General features: G+C 37.2%; 18 protein-coding genes. 2 read left to right on the forward strand and 16 right to left on the reverse strand.

All coding sequences use genetic code 11. The annotated features are described in order from the left end of the window. Window positions 1-59: 59 nt before the first annotated feature. The 9 genes from H3T48_RS00415 to rbsK all read right to left on the reverse strand — a co-directional run bounded on the left by H3T48_RS00415 (window position 60) and on the right by rbsK (window position 8,710). Window positions 60-1,592 carry a DEAD/DEAH box helicase gene (locus H3T48_RS00415; protein ID WP_198187666.1) on the reverse strand — a complete coding sequence of 511 codons (1,533 nt, stop codon included), beginning with the start codon at window positions 1,590-1,592 and terminating at the stop codon, window positions 60-62. 10 nt (window positions 1,593-1,602) lie between these two features. Then, complete coding sequence (gene murF / locus H3T48_RS00420; RefSeq protein WP_187158419.1) at window positions 1,603-2,970, reverse strand: UDP-N-acetylmuramoyl-tripeptide--D-alanyl-D-alanine ligase; 1,368 nt, start codon at window positions 2,968-2,970, stop codon at window positions 1,603-1,605. A gap of 130 nt (window positions 2,971-3,100) precedes the next feature. After that, window positions 3,101-3,346, reverse strand: coding sequence for a type B 50S ribosomal protein L31 (locus H3T48_RS00425; RefSeq protein ID WP_046307648.1), 246 nt, complete (start codon window positions 3,344-3,346; stop codon window positions 3,101-3,103). Between the two features lie 115 nt (window positions 3,347-3,461). Beyond that, window positions 3,462-4,307, reverse strand: a complete 846-nt coding sequence (locus H3T48_RS00430; protein WP_198187668.1) for a transporter substrate-binding domain-containing protein — start codon at window positions 4,305-4,307, stop codon at window positions 3,462-3,464. Window positions 4,308-4,316: 9 nt separating this feature from the next. Next, window positions 4,317-5,057: an amino acid ABC transporter ATP-binding protein gene (locus tag H3T48_RS00435; RefSeq protein ID WP_198187670.1), complete on the reverse strand. Its 741-nt coding sequence runs from the start codon at window positions 5,055-5,057 to the stop codon at window positions 4,317-4,319. Between the two features lie 5 nt (window positions 5,058-5,062). Further along, window positions 5,063-5,740 carry an amino acid ABC transporter permease gene (locus tag H3T48_RS00440; RefSeq protein WP_122035837.1) on the reverse strand — a complete coding sequence of 226 codons (678 nt, stop codon included), beginning with the start codon at window positions 5,738-5,740 and terminating at the stop codon, window positions 5,063-5,065. Continuing rightward, entirely contained in the window at window positions 5,721-6,380 is a 660-nt protein-coding gene (locus H3T48_RS00445; RefSeq protein WP_109715778.1) for an amino acid ABC transporter permease, read from the reverse strand. Before H3T48_RS00445 ends, H3T48_RS00440 begins: the two co-directional genes overlap by 20 nt. A 387-nt stretch (window positions 6,381-6,767) precedes the next feature. Then, window positions 6,768-7,676: an L-lactate dehydrogenase gene (locus H3T48_RS00450; protein ID WP_198187672.1), complete on the reverse strand. Its 909-nt coding sequence runs from the start codon at window positions 7,674-7,676 to the stop codon at window positions 6,768-6,770. A gap of 119 nt (window positions 7,677-7,795) precedes the next feature. Next, window positions 7,796-8,710 carry a ribokinase gene (rbsK, locus tag H3T48_RS00455; protein ID WP_198187674.1) on the reverse strand — a complete coding sequence of 305 codons (915 nt, stop codon included), beginning with the start codon at window positions 8,708-8,710 and terminating at the stop codon, window positions 7,796-7,798. Window positions 8,711-8,941: 231 nt separating this feature from the next. Here rbsK and H3T48_RS00460 point away from each other — a divergent pair, with 231 nt between their 5' ends. Beyond that, window positions 8,942-10,249, forward strand: a complete 1,308-nt coding sequence (locus tag H3T48_RS00460; RefSeq protein ID WP_198187676.1) for an APC family permease — start codon at window positions 8,942-8,944, stop codon at window positions 10,247-10,249. Between the two features lie 29 nt (window positions 10,250-10,278). Here the strand turns inward: H3T48_RS00460 and H3T48_RS00465 are convergent, their stop codons facing one another. Continuing rightward, entirely contained in the window at window positions 10,279-11,199 is a 921-nt protein-coding gene (locus H3T48_RS00465; RefSeq protein WP_198187678.1) for a LysR family transcriptional regulator, read from the reverse strand. Between the two features lie 107 nt (window positions 11,200-11,306). On the opposite strand from H3T48_RS00465, the gene H3T48_RS00470 reads away from it, so the two are divergent. Then, window positions 11,307-12,761, forward strand: coding sequence for an FAD-dependent oxidoreductase (locus H3T48_RS00470; protein ID WP_198187680.1), 1,455 nt, complete (start codon window positions 11,307-11,309; stop codon window positions 12,759-12,761). 85 nt (window positions 12,762-12,846) lie between these two features. Here H3T48_RS00470 and H3T48_RS00475 read toward each other — a convergent pair whose 3' ends face one another. From H3T48_RS00475 to araA, 6 genes are all read right to left on the reverse strand, one after another. Further along, complete coding sequence (locus H3T48_RS00475; protein ID WP_198187682.1) at window positions 12,847-13,239, reverse strand: DUF3021 family protein; 393 nt, start codon at window positions 13,237-13,239, stop codon at window positions 12,847-12,849. 1 nt (window position 13,240) lies between these two features. After that, window positions 13,241-13,663, reverse strand: a complete 423-nt coding sequence (locus H3T48_RS00480) for a LytTR family DNA-binding domain-containing protein (protein WP_232349825.1) — start codon at window positions 13,661-13,663, stop codon at window positions 13,241-13,243. Between the two features lie 31 nt (window positions 13,664-13,694). Beyond that, window positions 13,695-14,540 carry an ABC transporter permease gene (locus H3T48_RS00485; RefSeq protein WP_198187686.1) on the reverse strand — a complete coding sequence of 282 codons (846 nt, stop codon included), beginning with the start codon at window positions 14,538-14,540 and terminating at the stop codon, window positions 13,695-13,697. Continuing rightward, window positions 14,541-15,395 carry an ABC transporter ATP-binding protein gene (locus H3T48_RS00490; RefSeq protein ID WP_198187688.1) on the reverse strand — a complete coding sequence of 285 codons (855 nt, stop codon included), beginning with the start codon at window positions 15,393-15,395 and terminating at the stop codon, window positions 14,541-14,543. It abuts the gene before it with no gap. Window positions 15,396-15,775: 380 nt separating this feature from the next. Continuing rightward, window positions 15,776-16,813 carry an aldose epimerase family protein gene (locus H3T48_RS00495; RefSeq protein WP_198187690.1) on the reverse strand — a complete coding sequence of 346 codons (1,038 nt, stop codon included), beginning with the start codon at window positions 16,811-16,813 and terminating at the stop codon, window positions 15,776-15,778. A 131-nt stretch (window positions 16,814-16,944) separates the two neighbouring features. Next, window positions 16,945-18,369, reverse strand: a complete 1,425-nt coding sequence (gene araA, locus H3T48_RS00500; RefSeq protein WP_198187692.1) for an L-arabinose isomerase — start codon at window positions 18,367-18,369, stop codon at window positions 16,945-16,947. Between the last annotated feature and the right edge of the window lie 32 nt (window positions 18,370-18,401).

An 18,401-nucleotide genomic window follows, 5' to 3' on the forward strand; every position in this document is an offset into this window, starting at 1 on the left:
AAAATTATAATACAAAAAAAGAGTTGCACTTAACCACAACCCTCTTTTTAGCAAAAACGTTAATCTTTTTTGTTTTTAATTACAAAATCATGACCACTACCTGAGCGGTTTGAACGGCCACCGCGGTAACTGCTATGACCACCGTGATTACGATCGCCACCGCGATAATTACCGTGACCGCCACGGCTATTACCACCGCGACCGCCGCCACGACCATAATGTCCACGGCCTCTGCCGCCACCATTGCGGCGACCACCACCGTTACCACCTTTATATGGCAATGGCTTTTCGGAACTAATAGTTACTTCAACATCAGAAGAATCTTTTGAAAGGTTCTTTAAAAATGCGGAAACTAGGTCGATGGCTGAATAGCTTTCAAGTAACTCACTAGCGTCATCAGTGTACTTACTCAAATCTTCCTTCATCAAGTCTTCAATCTTAGTCTTAGCGATCTTTAATTGACCACGAAGCGCTTGATCATCTGAAGGTGGACGAAGTGGAGTCATCTTTTTCTTAGTTAATTGCTCAATTGTGCGCATGTAGCCAAGTTCGTTTGGAGTAACAAAAGTAATTGAACTACCATTTTGACCAGCACGACCTGTACGCCCAATACGGTGAACATATGAATCTGGATCTTGAGGGATATCATAGTTGTAAACGTGAGTAACACCTGAGATATCAAGCCCACGTGCTGCAACATCGGTAGCAACTAAAATATCTAATTTTCCTGCACGGAATCGCTTCAAGACACTGATTCGACGTGCTTGTGACAAGTCACCGTGAATGCCGGCAGCATTATAGCCACGTGCTTGCAAACCGCGAGTAACTTCGTCAACTCTTCTCTTAGTTCGAACAAAGATAACCGCCAAATCTGGGCTTTCAACGTCAATTAACCGACACATGATGTTGAATTTTTCTGCGTCCTTACAACGAACGTAGTATTGATCAATTAAATCAGCAGTTAATTCTTTTGTCTTAATCCGTACAATCTCTGGATCATGCATGAACTTCTCACTAATGCGCAAAATTGGTTTTGGCATTGTGGCACTGAAAAGCAAAGTTTGACTGCGATTCTTCACATAACTCAAAATGCTTTCAATATCTTGAATGAAGCCCATGTCTAGCATTTCGTCAGCTTCATCAAGTACAATTGTGTTGACACCTTCCAAGTTGATTGTCTTACGCTTTAAGTGGTCAAGTAAACGACCTGGTGTACCAACCAAAATTGCTGGTACATGGTTCTTAAGTGAGCGAATTTGGCGGCCAATGTCTGCACCACCATAAACTACTTGAACACGTGCTTTTTCATCACGACCCAAGCGGAAAAGCTCCTCCTGGGTTTGAATAGCTAATTCACGTGTTGGTTCGATAATCAACGCTTGAATAGTTTTATTGTGTTTATCTAAATTTTGTAAAATTGGCAAAGCAAATGCTGCAGTTTTACCTGTACCTGTTTGCGCTTGACCAATTACGTCTTTACCCGCTAAGGCAAGAGGAATTGTCTGTTCCTGGATTGGCGTTGCTTCTTCAAAGCCTGAACGTTTAATTGCTTTTAAAAGCTCGTCATTTAATCCTAATTCTGAAAATTTCACTAAGTTCTCCTTATCTAAGCCGCTTTACTACTTTTTCAAGGTGCATCCCATGTGATCCCTTCAGAACAACAATGTCGTGCGGCTTAATATCATTTCTCAGATCAGCTATCAATCGCTGCATCTGATCTTCTTTATAATAATGTAAATTCTCTGGCTCATATGTGTTCTTTAGAACATCAGCTAAATTTTCCATTTCTGAACCAAATAAATATACTTCGTTAATCACTTGCGGATCAAGGCAATCAGCAAGTCCAGCATGTAAAGCAGCCGATCTTTCGCCTAATTCAAGCATATCACCTAAAACGGCAATTCTGCGACTGCCTTCAGGGACCTGAATTTGACCAAAGCTGGAAATAACTGCGCGAACCGCTGTCGGGTTTGAGTTATAGACATCGCTCATGATGTCTTCGCCCACATCGCCTTTTTCCCATTCCATGCGATCAGCTGTTGGGGTAAAGCTTGCTAATGCGGTAGCAATTTCTTCATCACTTTCACCAAAATGACGACCAACGCATAGCGCCGAAAGAGCATTTGAAACATTATGTTTACCAATCATTGGGATAGTAAATTGGCTGTCAGAGTCATTGACCGTAAATGTTGCATGATGCTTATAGCTACGATAACCAGTTGCATAAACGCTATCAGTTTGGTCAAAGCCAAACGTAATTTTAGCTTGCTCAAGCTTTTCAGCACGCTCACGTAAAAGTGGTTCATCCCCATTATAGATAAGCTCGCCATCTTCACGCAAGAAATCGGTAATCTCCATTTTGGCATCAGCGATGCCTTCACGCGAACCTAAATATTCAATATGTGCTTCACCAATCATGGTAATAACAGTTACATCCGGATGGGTTAGTTCACTCAACTGGTGTAATTGACCAGCATGATCCATTCCCATTTCCAGAACTAAAATCTCTGTATTAGGTTTCATGTCCAAAATAGTCATTGGAACACCAATTTCATTGTTGAAGTTGGCGTCAGTCTTGTGGACATTAAAACGCTTAGCTAAAACCGCTGCAGTCATATCTTTAGTAGTAGTTTTACCATTAGAACCAGTAATTGCTACTACTGTAGGATTTACCTTGTTAAGGTAATATTGCGCTAGTTGTTGCATACTCAAAAGTGGATCGTCAACCTCTAAAACAGCAATGTTTTCAGGTTTATTAGGACGGTCTTTTTGCCACAAAGTTGCACTAGCGCCATTACTAATTGCACTATTGATAAAATCATGGCCATCACGTTCGCCTTTTAGCGGCACGAATAGTCCGCCTTCAGAGATTTTTCTTGAGTCGAAGGCAACAGAAGTAATAACAGTTTGGTCGTTACCTTCACAAGTCGAATTAATTGCTTTGGCAATTTCTGCCAGTTGCATTTTCATCTAATACTCTCCTACCTAAAAGAAATTTTGCTCAACCCAACATTATGTCTGCATAATTGTTACAACATAATAATTACGTCTTACATAAAAAAGCAGCCCCAATGGGACTGCTTCCACCAGATTAAAGATATTACTTGTTGACACCATATTTCTTGTTGAACTTTTCGATTCGTCCATCTGCTTGAGCAAACTTTTGCTTGCCTGTGTAGAATGGGTGAGAATCTGAAGTAATTTCAACTCGAATCAATGGGTAAGTCTTACCTTCGTAATCTACTGTTTCTTTTGACTTTAAGGTTGAACCAGCAACAAATTTTGCACCTGTTGCGGAATCCATAAAGACAACTTCTTGGTAATCTGGGTGAATGCCTTGTTTCATGTTTATTACTCCTTTGCCATGACTCTCTTTCAAGCCATAGATTAATCGATTAACGTTTATTACAATAACATTTTTTTGAGTCAATTTCAAGATATATTACTAAACTAGCTTTTTATTAATTAAGAACAATATCGCTCGGCTTTACTTCCTTGCCAAAATAAGGCTTCAGTTCTTTATTGTAATCTGTCACAAAAAATCCTTGATTTGTTAGTTTAGTGATTTCTTGGTTAGTCCAATCAAGTAGAGATTTATTGCCCTTTTTAACTGCCGGCGCAATGTATTGATTAGGACCAATGTTTTTAATTCCAACTGTATAACTTGGATTTCGTTTAACCCACGCGTACAAATATGAATTGTCATCCGCTAATGCAGCAGCTCGTTTATTCTTAATTGCATTAAACTGTTGTGTTTTTGAATCAAATTTTAACAGGTGAACTCCGCCTTTTTCAGTAAAATAATTCTCAGCAGTAGTCCCCTTATTTACAATAACCGTTTTGTTTTTCAATTGACGCTCATTAGTAATTGGTGCATTTTTGGGTGAAATCACACCAACCGATACCTTCATATAGGGTCTAGCAAAATCAGCCACTTGCTTACGTTCTGGTGTCACTGTAAAGTTGGCCAAAACAATATCAGCTTTATCAGAATTCAGTGTGTCAACCCGATTGTTTGCGTTGACCTGTGTAAACTTTGCTTTTACGCCAAGATCTTTGGCCATTCTGCGGGCCAAGCGTAAGTCATAGCCACGCCGGTTACCATGTTCATCTACCCAACCGTATGGTGGCAAATCGCCAAAAACCGCTACGCGCAAAACGCCACGTTTTTTTATTGCGACTACACTGCTGTCGCTTCCCCCGGTACTGTCATTTAATGAAGACCTGAAGCCAAAAAAGGTAACTAATAAGACAACAATTACAACTGACCAAATTGCTATACGCTTTTTAAGTTTGTTTTTCTTCATTATAACTCCTTAAAAATCCATACTCTCTAAAAAGTCGCGTGCACGTTCAGTTTTGGGTTGGGCAAAGAAAGTTTTTCCTGGCGTATTCTCTAAAATATGCCCATCTTCTAGGAATAAGACTTGGTCCGCTATTTGTTCCGCAAAGCCCATTTCATGCGTCACAATAATCATGGTCATATGGTGCTTTTTTGATAACTTAGTCATTATCTGCAAAATGCCGCGCACCATTTCTGGATCAAGTGAAGCAGTTACTTCATCAAACAGCATTACCTCTGGGTGCATGATTAAGGCGCGCACAATAGCGATTCTTTGCTTTTGTCCCCCAGACAATTCTCGAGGATACGAATCCGCATACTTCTCAAGCCCAACGTCTTTTAATAATCCTTCTGCTTCTTGAGCCACCTGATCTTTTGCACGCTTCTGTACCTTAGTAGGAGCTAATAAAATGTTTTCCATGACAGTTAAGTTAGGAAATAAATCATAACTTTGAAAGACCATACCGATTTTTTGTCGTATCTCTTGCCAATTTTTATCGGTTGGCTTGATTTTTTCACCTTTAAAATAAACCGCACCGCTACTAAAATCTTCCAATCCATTAAGGCATCTGATTAAAGTGCTTTTTCCTGAGCCCGACGGACCAAGTAGAGTTAGAACCTCACCTTGATGCAACGTAAAATTAATATCGTGTAAAATATGGCGATCACCATAAAACTTGTTTAAATTTTCTACTCGTAAAATTTCTTCTGTCATTTTTCTTACCTATTCTCTTTAGCTGCCAACTTTTTAGACCAAAGTGACAATGGATAATCGATGATAAAGTACAAAATAAAAATCAGACCATAAATCCAAAAAACTGCAGTCGGATATTTTTGGTTATTAGCTTCAATAATTTGTTGACCAATTGCAATTACATCCATAATACTAATCATCATTAAGAGCGAAGTTGTTTTAATTACCCGCGTAGCGAGGTTAATCGTTGCAGGCAATTCCAACTTAACTGCCTGTGGTAATAACACATAGCGGAAAAGCTGCGTTTTACTTAAGCCTAATGCCAAACCAGATTCTTTTTGCGTTACTGGTACTGATTCGATAGCTCCACGGACAATATCACTAAATTCAGCGGCCACCCACAATGCAAAGGCGAGAATCGCCATCCAACTAGCCGGCCAGTTAATGTTGAAACTGCGTGGCAAAATGTAATAAACCAAATAAAGCAGGACAATTGTTGGCACAATTCTAAAGAACTCAAGGTAAAGCCTTAGAATAAAGCGTAGTGGCTTATTAGGTAGTGTTCTTAGAATTCCCAAAAGTGTCCCCAGGACTAAACCAGCAGCTAGACTATCAACGGAAATCCACACAGATGTCCACAATCCCTGCATGATTCTGGCAAAATTGTTTCCTGCAAAAAGGACATTAATCACCGAATGTTCCATAGCGCACTCTCCTTTCAAGCAAATTCAAGAGCAAAATAATTGGAATGAGGATGATTGCATACGCAACAACGAGAACAAACAAGTATTCATTAGAGCGGTAATACATACCAATTAAATCAAGTGCTGTATTTGTTAATTCTGGGATAGCAATTACAGAAAAGATTGAAGTTTCCTTAATCAAAAATATGACGTTAGCAGCTAGTGCAGGCATACTCAGTGCAAAACCTTGTGGAAAAACCACATATCGCGCTAATTGTAAATTATTCATCCCCAGCGCCTTACCGTTATCAATTTGAGTCTGGTTTACACCGCTAAAACCACCGGTGAAACCTTCTGCCATATAAGCACCGCCCAGAAAAATCAGTCCAATAATGCCACAAGTTGTAGCAGACATTTTCAAGCCAATAACAGGAAAAGCATAATACAGGAAAAATAATTGAATTAATAATGGTGTATTTCTTGCCAGTTCAACATAAGCTGTAAATAGCTGACTTAAAATTGGCACTTTAAAATACTGTATCAGGCTGCTTAGCGCACCAACAATTAGCGAGCCTAAGATACCAACAAGCGAAAGCCATAAAGTTAGCTTAAAAGCTTGGGCAAAGATTGGTAAACTGTGACTAATAACTTGCCAGTTCATTTCTATCCCCATTTCTAAATAAAAAAGACCTATTTATCCACATGGACTTCATAGGTCTTGTCTAATTCCAATAACAAAAACCACGAGCCGCGCCGGCACGTCGATTCTTTAATTAAGCAGTTATTAACTTTAAGAATCCGCATGCCAAAAGATTGTCCACATTGTTTTTAACAAAACAGATTTTTTGACATTGCGTTTTACTTACACCAAGTTTAAACATGGTTTGTACTCCTTTTCTGTAATAACTGTTATTCTTCACATGCTATGCTTATGCTTACTTTTTGTCAACAGATTTGCATCATTCATTTTTAATTATTTTTTATCAATCAGTTACTTCAGAGAGCAAAAAAGACACCCCTAACGGGATGCCTTTTGATTAGCTTAATTTTAAGCTTGTGACTTTTCTTTAATTGCCTGTGCTGATTGCTCTAGTAACTCTTCTTCTTCAGGAGTTAACGCTAACTCAATTTTAGCTTCAATTCCGTTACGTCCAACAATTGTTGGATAAGACATATAAGTGCCATATTTTTCTTGGTAACTTGAAACCGGAAGTTCAGTATGTGAATCAGTTAAAATTGCACGTACAATTCTGACTGCAGCTGCGGAAACACCATAATTAGTATAGTGCTTACCCATAAATACCGTTTGCCCACCTGTCTTAATTTCATCTTCAAGGTCATCAAGACTCCACGAAGCTGATTTTGCCAGCTCGGTAATTGGTTGCTCCAAAACTTTGACGGTTGACCAAGCAGTAAATTGAGAGTTACCGTGCTCACCCAATGCAAAACCACTGATTGATCTTGGATCAACGTTGAATTTTTCAGCTACAACTTTCTTCATTCTAGCTGTATCCAAAAGTGTTCCTGTTCCCAAAACATGTTCTTTAGGTAAACCTGTTAATTGTTGATAAAGGTTGGTAATTGCATCAACTGGATTGGAAATTACTAGCAAAATACCGTTAAAACCACTCTTTTTAATTGACTCAGTAATTGGTTGCAACTGCTTCTTATTGTATTCAAGCTCTTGGAAACGGTCACCCTTAGTTTCAAGCGAAATCTTTCCTAGTGTACTAATAAGAACTTCTGCATCTTTAAGAGCATCATAATCATTAACTACTATATTTGTGTGATATGGCAAATTGGCCATAGCATCTTCAAAGTCAACTGCATCGGCATTAACCTTGCCCTCGTTGACATCAATCATTACCAAATCATCAACTAAGCCCGAAATAATTAATTCATGTGCAATCGTGCAGCCGACATGGCCATCACCGATAATTCCAATTTTAGTAGACATAATTTTTAACCTTTCTTAGTTTATTATTATCGCTTTTTGCGATATATCTTTATAAAGCTAATTATAGTTTTTCTTCAGCCCAAATTAAACTTTTTACCACCTAAATTTATCGAGAAAGTTTACTTAACCTGCTCAACCTCTGCCTTAGTTGGTATTGAAGGCTGTGCACCATAACCTTGAACTGTTAAAGAAGAAGCCTTGTTAGCAAATGTAATCGCGTCACTTAAATTAGAGAAATCTGGTTTTAAGATGCTGGTCATCGCACCAATAAAGGTATCACCAGCTGCTGTAGTATCAACTGCTTTTACTTTGAATGCAGGAATCAGACCTTGTTTATCTTGAAAATCGTAAAATGCACCCTTATCACCAATTGTAATTATGACGGCGGAGACACCTAATTCATGAAGTTTGTCCGCTGCCTTTTTAGCACTTTTTTCATCAACAACTTCGACTCCTGTAATAGTGGCAGCTTCGGTTTCGTTAGGGATAATAATATCCGTCACTTGCAATAATTCAGCTGGAATTTCAGTAATTGCTGGTGCTGGATTTAAGATTGTTTTTGCATTATTCTGATGCGCAATTTTGAATCCTTGAATTGTTGCCTCAATTGGTGTTTCAAACTGCGCAACAACAAAGTCACTTGCAGCAATTAGATCACTATTTTGCTTGATATCGTCTTGGTCAAAAGCATAGTTAGCCCCAGAATAAATGGTAATTGAGTTTTGACCAGAATCATCTACCGTAATAAAAGCTTGACCTGTTGACTCATCAGCAACTTCTTTAACACCATCAAGGTTAATGTTTTCCTTTTTTAATAAAGCAAGCATTTCCTTACCCGGTGCGTCATCGCCAACGGCACCAACAAAACTAACAGCACAACCAGAACGCGCAGCAGCTACTGCTTGGTTGGCACCTTTTCCACCAGCTGCCGAATAGTGCTCTTTGGCATGGATTGTCTCACCCGGTTTAGCCATCTGCGCAACACGTAAATTGGTATCTAAGTTAATACTTCCTATTACTGTAACTTTGTTCATTTTTTCTCCTTATCAAATCAAAAGAAAGTTAAATCATCTTTTGTTATTCAAAAAAGCTTGTAAGCTGTAATTGCTTTCAATTTAGCAAAAACCATACTTCAAATTCAAGTAGGCAAAGAAGAACTTTACTTAAATTTTGTTATTAGTTCAACGACTTTCTTTTTATTTTCATAATCCTAGCATATAATATTTATTAAATTTATTTTTCGTTCTTGTTATAGGGTAATTATTATGAAAAGACAACTCAATTTCTTCGCTGCCCTTGCCACTGTTATGGGAACCATGATTGGTGGCGGAGCTTTTTTCAAAATAGCTAATATTTCATCATTAACCCACAACGCGTGGTTAAGCATTTTAGTTTGGCCCCTGGCGGGCTTCATTACCCTAATGGCGGGACTCAGTATCGCTGAGCTGGCATCCGTTTTTCCTGAAGACGGTGGACCAGTCAGATACCTTGACGAAATTTACGGTCCCAAAGTTTCATTTCTGTTTGGCTGGTCACTTATTATTATTTATTACCCAGCCAACATCGCCGCACTTTCAATTGTTTTTGCAACACAGTTAAAAGAGATTCCTCAATTTAAAAACTTCTCGACAACGATTATCGCATTGATTGTTATGCTAGTTGTTTTGTTAATTAACTGGCTTGGCTCCAGACTAAGTGGTCAAGTTCAAAAAATTACGCTGGTCATCAAGTTATTGCCAATCGCAGCAATTATCATTTTTGCTCTCTTTTACCAGGGACCAAATCAATTGGCTGGAGCTCCAGCTCCTCATTTAACATCAGGTGCTGGAGCGGCAAACTTTGGCCAAGCGCTATTGGCAGTTTTATTTGCCTATGACGGTTGGCTCAGCATCGGTAACTTAGCCAGTGAAATCAAGAATCCGGCTAAGACTTTAGCCAAAGCAATTATCTGGGGACTATTCGGCGTAACTATCTTTTACACACTACTCAATTGGAGCTATGTAAAAATCATTCCTTGGTCTAAAGTTGTTGGCAATCAAACGACTGCACTATTGACCGCACAAAAGCTTTTCGGACACTTCGGCAGTATTATCATTGCAATCGGTATTTTGGTTTCTGTTTTCGGTGCCATCAACGGTCACACGCTTTTAGGTTCTAGAATGCCCTACGTTTTGGGTAAAGAACATCAACTACCTGCTGCTAACTTCTTTGGTTCACTAAATAGTAAAACGATGGTGCCAACAAATAGTATGCTCTTTGAATGTGCTATTGCGACCGTGATGATTTTCTCGGGAACATTCGATTCACTGACCAATATGCTTGTTTACGTTTCTTGGATCTTTTCAATCCTGTTATTTGTTGGTGTATTGATTTTAAGAAAAAGGCAGCCGGAACTGGAGCGTCCTTATAAGATTCCCTGGTACCCACTGCCACCACTGCTAGCAATTTGCGGCGCTCTCTTTATAGTGGTTACTACCACGCTAACGCAGCCCGTCTTGTCAGCAATTGGCATTCTACTCACTTTGAGCGGCTGGCCTGTTTATCTCTATGTTCACCGCCAAAAAGCAAATTAAAAAGGTTTTGTCTTATATGACAAAGCCTTTTATTTTTGTAGATTAAAGTTCTTGATAGAATGGACGAAACTTTTGAGCGCCTTCGATTTATTGGTTTTTAAATAAATTAACTGCATTGAGTATTTCTGATTCTTTTGCTTTGATCGGAAGTGACGATATACGATTTCAGGATCAGGCTGCATAATCTGATCGATTAAACCGCGGGGAATGTATGCAATGCTTTGGTTTAGCGCCGTACTTGTCATCAACTGCTCAATTGAAGACACACGCTCAATTTGATAATTTCGTATTTTTTCATCAACCGTTGCTGCAAAGGTCTTACGCATGAAGTCGGAATTTTCAATGCTGTAATAGCACAGGGTCTGTCCCACTAAGTCGTCTTCATCAAGATACTCTTTTTCACTCAGCTTGTTCTGCTTACTAATTCCCAAAACCATTTCATTTGAATAAACAGGCACATATTCATACAAATCGGCTTGTGGAATATCGTAACTACCGTAGTGATTAATGTACGCACAATCTAATTTATTCAGAGCAAGGTCAGCTAAACTGTGCTCAACGCTTTCTTCTGTCGTAAAAAAACTGATTGGTGGTTGTGATTTTGATTTTTGGTAGTTAATAATTTCCTTTTCCATAATAAAAGCATCAAAAATGGAAAAATAGCCAATATAAAGGGTTTCTTCAACTGACTTAGCAATATTTTTCAATTCTGATACGATGGAATCAAAATTATTCAAGTACTCCTGAGCACGCTCTGCAAAGTACTTTCCAGCAGGAGTTAAAGTAATATGATTATTCGATCGCTTAAACAATTTTACTCCAATTTCAGTTTCAAGACGTGAAATTTGGCGCGATACTGCTCGTTGTGTCACAAACTTTTGCTCAGCTACCCTACCAAAGCTTCCTTGTTGAACTACCGCTAAAAATACCTTTAATTGTTCATTATCCATTTTATTATCACCCGTACTTTTATGTCCTACTCGTGACTAAATTCACTATACCACATTACTTCTGTAAGCGGTTATACTTTTTGTGTAAAGAAAAAGGAGATTTAATAATGAAAACTAATGAACAATATGATGTCGTTATCGTTGGTGGTGGTGCTGCAGGTTTTACTGCTGCCTACCAAGCTAGTCATCGCGGCCTTTCAACTTTGGTCGTAGAAAAAGGCCGTAATACTGGTGGTAGTGGTGAATACATTGAGGGTGCTTTTGCAGTTGATTCTTACTTACAAAAAGAACACAATGTTGCTTTAACTAAAGAAGATGTTTTAAACGAAGAACTTGAATATTCTCATTATCGTGCTGATACTCAAGTTTGGAAAGAATATATTGATGCTTCAGCAGATATTATTAAGTGGTTAAAAGACCTTGGTGTTGAGTACTTAGATGTTGCTCCTTTAGGTAGCGGATACCGCACATGGCACTTATTCAAAGGACTAGGCAAATCAGTCATTCATGATGTTTTAGAGCCAAAGGCTAAGGAACAAGGGACTGATGTTATTACCTCAACCACAGTTACTAAAGTTAATTTAGATAATAATGGCAATGTAAGTGGCGTTGAACTAGAAGATTTAAGCAATCACGAGAAAAAGACTGTTGCAACTAAAGCTGTTGTTTTGGCTACCGGTGGCTACTTAAACAACGAAGACATGATTAAGAACGATACCCATTATGATGCAGAACAGATTATCCCTGTTAACTCAGAGAAAAATACTGGTGATGGTCTTAAACTTGCTTGGGACGCTGGCGCTCAAAAATACGCTATGGGGACAGCAATGTTATTCGGTGGCTATTTAAAAGATCACACTAAGCCTGGCTACGTTTACCGTTATTCCGAACTTAACGGTGCAGCCGATCAGCAATCACTTCTATGGGTTAATGAAAATGGTGATCGTTTTGTTAATGAAGAAGTTGTTGATAACTTTGCTTTAGCTGGCAATGCACTATGCACCCAGGGTAAAGTTTTTACAATTGTTGATCAGAGCACAATTGATCATTTAACAGACGATCAGTTGTACAAACAAATGGGAACTTGGGATTACCACGACACTAAATTGCCTCATCTTAAAGAAGAAATGCAAAAGGCATTTGATGAAAAGGCTCCTTATTTAACTAAAGCTGACTCAATTCATGAATTAGCAGAAAAGGTAGGACTAGAGGATCTTGAAAAAACAATTGAGCACTATAACGAATTAGCACATTCTGGTAAAGATACCGATTTTGGTAAAAAGGCTGATTTCTTGATTCCAGTAGAAAATGGTCCTTTCTATGCAATTGAGTTAGGTGTCGGTGCCTTCTGTACGATGGGCGGTTTGAAGACTAACACTGAACATGAAGTACTTGATAAAGCTGGTAAACCAATTAATGGATTGTACGCTGCAGGCAACGACGCTGCGGGGATGCTAATTGGTGATACTTATGGTCCTAACATGCCAGGTACTGAAGCAGGCTTTGTCTTTTACTCCGGCAAACATGTTGCAAATATTATTTATGATCAACTCAAAGGATAATCTATTTAAAAAACAAAATATGTAAATTTAAAAAGCCAGAATTCTTCACTAAAAGATTCTGGCTTTTATATATCAAAAGTAAATTTTATTTTTTTGAATTTCTTTTTTTAATACTGGAATTAATTTCTTTTACAGTCTGCGTCTGTGACAAAATAACGATTAGCCAAACGACAATATAAACTAATACAAAGACACCAATCAACCAAAAATTAATCGGCCACTTATTTATCCAGATCATTATTAAAACCAATAACAGTGTTCCTAGCAAATGAACGCTAAAGGCCATAACAAGCGGTATATCCATTACAAAAATCATAGATAAAATACCTATTAACCCAGAAATAATGAAAACAGAAATAACACCTAAGGGACTACTAGGAACACCTGGAAAAGCAAAGGTAAGTATTATCAAATAAGCAATTGCACCAAAGCCCATACCAGTAAAGAAATAGTTAATGAAATTACTTAATTTTCTCATTTTAAAGACCTAACTCTCTTTTTAATGCAGGCAAATACAGTCTAGAAACGTCAGCTTTTAGATTGTTTTTTAAAAGTGCAATCATATTTCCTGAAAAACCTACTTCTATCGATTCCAGAAAATTAATATTAATAATGCCGTGTTTTGAAACCTGAATAAACTCATCACCCAGTTTTTCTAGTACCTGATATAATCGACCAGTTGTTTTTATTATATTTTCAGTAGTATAAAACGTAATATCTGTTGCTTGAATTTCTACTTTAATAATTTCTGTACGCTTAATTGTTACTATACAGTCTTCCACTTTAATTGGTAAAAGATCATATCTTTTTTTGCCAAATTTATGCAAATAGCTAATTAAATTATTAACTGCTTCACTTTTTTGAGCTGCTTTAATTTCAACTTCAATTTCTTGTTCGTCCAAAGTCGAATCTGTTTTAAATTCAATTTTCACTTTACTTATTGCGCCTTCTATCAGTGATAAAAGAAAGCAATCCAATTACCAAAATTAGTATTGCAATCATTAATAGCAAAACAAGCATATTATTTAGTCGATAACTATCCATTTTAAATTGTATTCCCAAATAATAAACAAGATGACTTTTTACACGATTTGGAAGATCTGCCAATGTCTGTTTAAGTAAAAAGTCTCTTAAAGCAGCTGCTTCATAACTACTTGGTATTAATTTTACCAAACTTTGTGCTTGGGAGACCAATATACCGTATGGCAAATAAGTCGCTACAGCAAAACCAGCAGCAGCTCCTAAAACAGCGGAAAGTCTGCTAAAAGTAGTGCTGGAATGCATGAAAAGCACGATTATTTCATCTAATAAAGTCGCTGCAATCGCACCTACCAAGATATACAAAAGTCCTGGTAAATAGGCTGATTGAGGAATCGTAATATGATCAACTAATGAAAAGTACATTGCCATCACAACAAAAGTGATGATTTGCATAAAAAAGCTGACTACTATACCGGATAAAATATATGCAAAATTTTCTGCAAAGCGTGATATTCCTGTCAGTTCAAAATCGTCCTCAGCTCGAGTTTCGCGATCACTTACTTGTTGACCCAAAGCTTGAAAAGCCGTAGTAATGCCAGAAACTGCAACGATACCTGCTATCATCCATAAATCCAACATCTTAGTCACATGAGGTAATTGCTGCCAATTGCTTTTTAAATTATTTTGCAAAAAGCCAATATAGATAAAGAAGGAAATCAGTGCACCTAGGCATGACATGAATACACCAGGAATGTTAGAGAAATAAATTTTCAAATTTCTACGAAATAAAGCAAACATTTAATGTATCTCCTTTCCGGTAATTTGAAGGAAGGCATCATTGATTGTTCCTTTGCGGTACGAGAAATCAGTAATATTTTCTTGATTAGTTTTTAAAATTCCAATTGCTTCTTGAGGAGATAATGAATCAATTTCAACCTGATTGTGACTGAACTGAATGACTTTTTGTTTAGCCTGTAAAATTTCGGTGTCATTCACTGTAAGAATTAGTTTATTAGGGGCAAATTCCGTCTTAATTTCTGCTGCAGAACCACTTGCAAGAATTTGACCATTTTCCAAAATATACATTTGATCAGCATTTTCTGCCTCTTCTAAATAATGAGTTGTCAAAAATATAGTTAGGTTTTGCTGTTGTTGCAATTTGGTCAATAAGTTCCAAATAACAATTCTGGTTTGAATATCAAGCCCTGTAGTTGGTTCATCTAAAAAGAGCAAGTCCGGTTTACAAATCAGTGCTCGAGCAATGTCTACCCTCCTTTTTTGTCCACCTGATAAAGTGCCAAATTTTTGATTTGAAAATTCTTTGATATCCATCAAAGCAATTAGATGTTCAAGCCAATCTGGCGAATAATTGCGATACATCTGAGCTCTTAAATAAAGGTTATCTTTGACTGTTAAAGCATTATCTAAAACACTATTTTGGAAAACTACCCCTATTTTAAGATTTGAAGCTTTTGAAATGATTCCCGAAGTTGGTTTTAATAGTCCTGTTAACATATTTATTGTGGTAGATTTGCCTGCGCCATTTGTTCCCAAATACGCCACTAATTGTCCTCGCTTGATTTGAATATTAGCTTTGTTAACGGCAATTTTATCACCAAATTTTTTAGTTAACTCCTGCGTTTCAATTAACATAGCGACACCTCTTCTTCAATTTAAATTAAGCATACTAGCGAAAAAGAAATTTGTAGCGCATTTGGTAATAAGAGGCGAAATAGTAATCACAAGAAGCTAAAATTAAGGCATGAAAAAAGTGCTAGCCAAATTTTTGGTCAGCACCTTTAATACTTAAAATCAATTTATTTACTTAAATGAAGCTCGTGTCAGATAATTATTCTAGTAGTAACCTTATCAAGCGCATAAACCCCATAATCATGCAAGAACTGGTAGATTTCAATTTTATCTTTCTTAGATGATTTAGCTATCAAGTTAGCCACCAAAATTTGGGCGAGATATTTCAAAAAACTATCTTTTTAACTATTGGAAATATTTCCGTAATTATTTTTTCCATTACTTTACTTTTGCTTAAACGAAAAAGTGATTTTATGCATCCCTTTAGTATTAGCTGGTAAGACAATGTTACCAAAATTCGAATGATTAATCGCATCTGGCAATATCTGAGCTTCTAGGGCAACTGCTTCACTCGGTTTTGCTAATTCACCGTGGTCCCGAACAAACCTAACTCCTGGCTGCTCTTGGGACATAGTGTATACGACCAAGCAATTACTTTCACTGGTAATTGTTACCTGTCGACCACTGCTTTTTTCGCGTAAAACTGCAACTGACTTCTCTTCATTTGTTTCTCCGTTAATCACAAATGCGTCATCAAATCCTGCGTTTTTCTGGATTGCATCACCTAAATTTTCAAAATCTCGAAAATCATATGGCGTATTTTCAACTGATATCATTTTACCTGTTGGAATTAATTCAGAATCAAGTTGTAAATACTTAGAACTATTTATCTTGAGTTCATGAGAGTTCAAATTTGACTGATCACTTAAATTAAAATAGACGTGACAAGTTGGATTGAATAGGGTTGCCTCAGGTCCATTTTCTGCCTGATAAGAAATTGTTACTCTATTTTGGTTATCCAATGTGTAGACAATTGTTGCAGCGAGGTTACCTGGAAAACTATCAACGTCTGCTTTGATTTCATTAGTAAAAACTGCGCTTACTGCATCTTCTGTTTTTGAAGTAGTTACTTTCCAATTTAAAAACCGAAAGCCATTATTACCACCATGCAGTGTATTGCCGTTTTCATTAGTCGACAACTGTACCTTTTGATCATTTAACTCAAAGCGTCCATCCTTAATTCGGCCAGCTACACGACCTATTGACTGACTACAACATAAGCCATTCGAATAGTAATCTGCATAATGAGTAAAATTCATAATTATGTTCTTTTTTGATTTATGTTTATCTGGAACAAGAAATTCATACCATGTAGCACCTAGTGTTAAGCAAGAAATGCTTACATCACAATCATTAGTTAAAGTAACTTTAGTTACATCCTCACCTTGATAAGTCTCAAACGGCTCTTCAATAATTTTCATTATTTCTCCAATCATTTTTTCTATAAAAAAACACTATTCCAATTAGATCATTGAAATAGTGTCTACGTGTAATAAATATTTATTTGTATTCCATGAACTAAACTAAAAGGGGGTAAGTTAATTTAGTAGGCTTATTTAATATCACATAAGTCAATTCCATACATAGTCGCTAAATCTTGGACTTGTTCTTCTGTTGCTGCAAAGGAAAAGACAGTATGGTGACCACCACCAGCTTTAATCCATTCTGTGGCACCCTTTTCTAAACCAACTTTTGGTGTCCACATTTGCTTAGCAACAGGTAAATAGGGAGTCTCTTTTTCAGCTTTATGAGCATCTACTGCATATGTAACAAGTTTGAAGCCATCTCTAAAGTCAGCAAGTGTTACATCAATTGCATCTCCTTCAGAGCCTGAAAAGACAAGTCGAGCAGGATCTGCTTTTCCACCAATATCCAGTGGATGAATTTCAACGCGTGGCTTTTCAGAAGCAATTGAAGGATCAACTTCAAGCATGTGTGAACCTAAAATTGCTTGATGACCTGGCCGCAAGTCAAGAGTGTAATCTTCCATAAATGCAGTCTTCTGATTATGGGTCATAATCTTAAACGTTCTTAAAAGAGCTGCTGTCTTCCAATCACCTTCACCAGCAAAACCATACCCATCACGCATTAACAGTTGAGCTGACAATCCTTGTAATTGCTCCAAACCATGCAAGTCTTCAAAATTACTTGTAACGGCAGTATATCCGCCACGTTCCAAAAAGTGCTTCATTGCAATATACTGTTTTAATTGATAACGAACTGTTTTTTCAAACTCATCTTTGCTCATTGTCCCTTGTACTAAAATGTACCTTGACTTTAAATCAGCATATTCATCATCAATTTCTGATTCCTTAACTTTTTCCATTTCATCAACTAGGTCACCTACACCATAGTAGTCAACTGTCCAGCCTAATTGAATTTGTGCTTGAACTTTGTCACCTTCGGTTACCGCAACATCTCTCATTGTGTCGCCAAAACGACAAACCTTTAATTTAAAGGACTCATCATACGCAACTGCAACATTTTCCCAATCTACAATTTGTTTCATCACAGCCGGATCCTGCCAATAGCCATAAATTACCTTGTTATGCTTTTTTAAGCGAGCATTGATATATCCATATTCACGATCACCGTGAGCACTTTGATTTAAATTCATATAATCAAAATCGATTGTGTCATAAGGGATGTAATCCAAATATTGTGTTGCAAAATGAAGTAGTGGCTTTTGCAAAAGCTTTGTTCCACGAATCCAATTTTTAGCAGGTGAGAAGGTATGCATCCAAGTAATAACACCTGCAACCTGATCTTGATAATTGGCTTCTTTCATGAATTTAGTGATTTCATCAGCCGTTGTTAAAACTTGTTTGAATACAATTTTATAAGGTAAATTACCCTTTTCATTTAAGCCAGCTACAATCTTTTTCGCGTCTTCAGCAACTTCTTCAAGTGTTTTTTCGCCGTATAGATGCTGGCTACCAACTGCAAACCAAAATTCATATTTTGGTACTTCTATCATTATTCTTCTCCTTTTATAGAAAAATAGTTAAA

The sequence above is a fragment of the Lactobacillus sp. M0403 genome (assembly GCF_016101265.1).
Lineage (GTDB): Bacteria > Bacillota > Bacilli > Lactobacillales > Lactobacillaceae > Lactobacillus > Lactobacillus apis.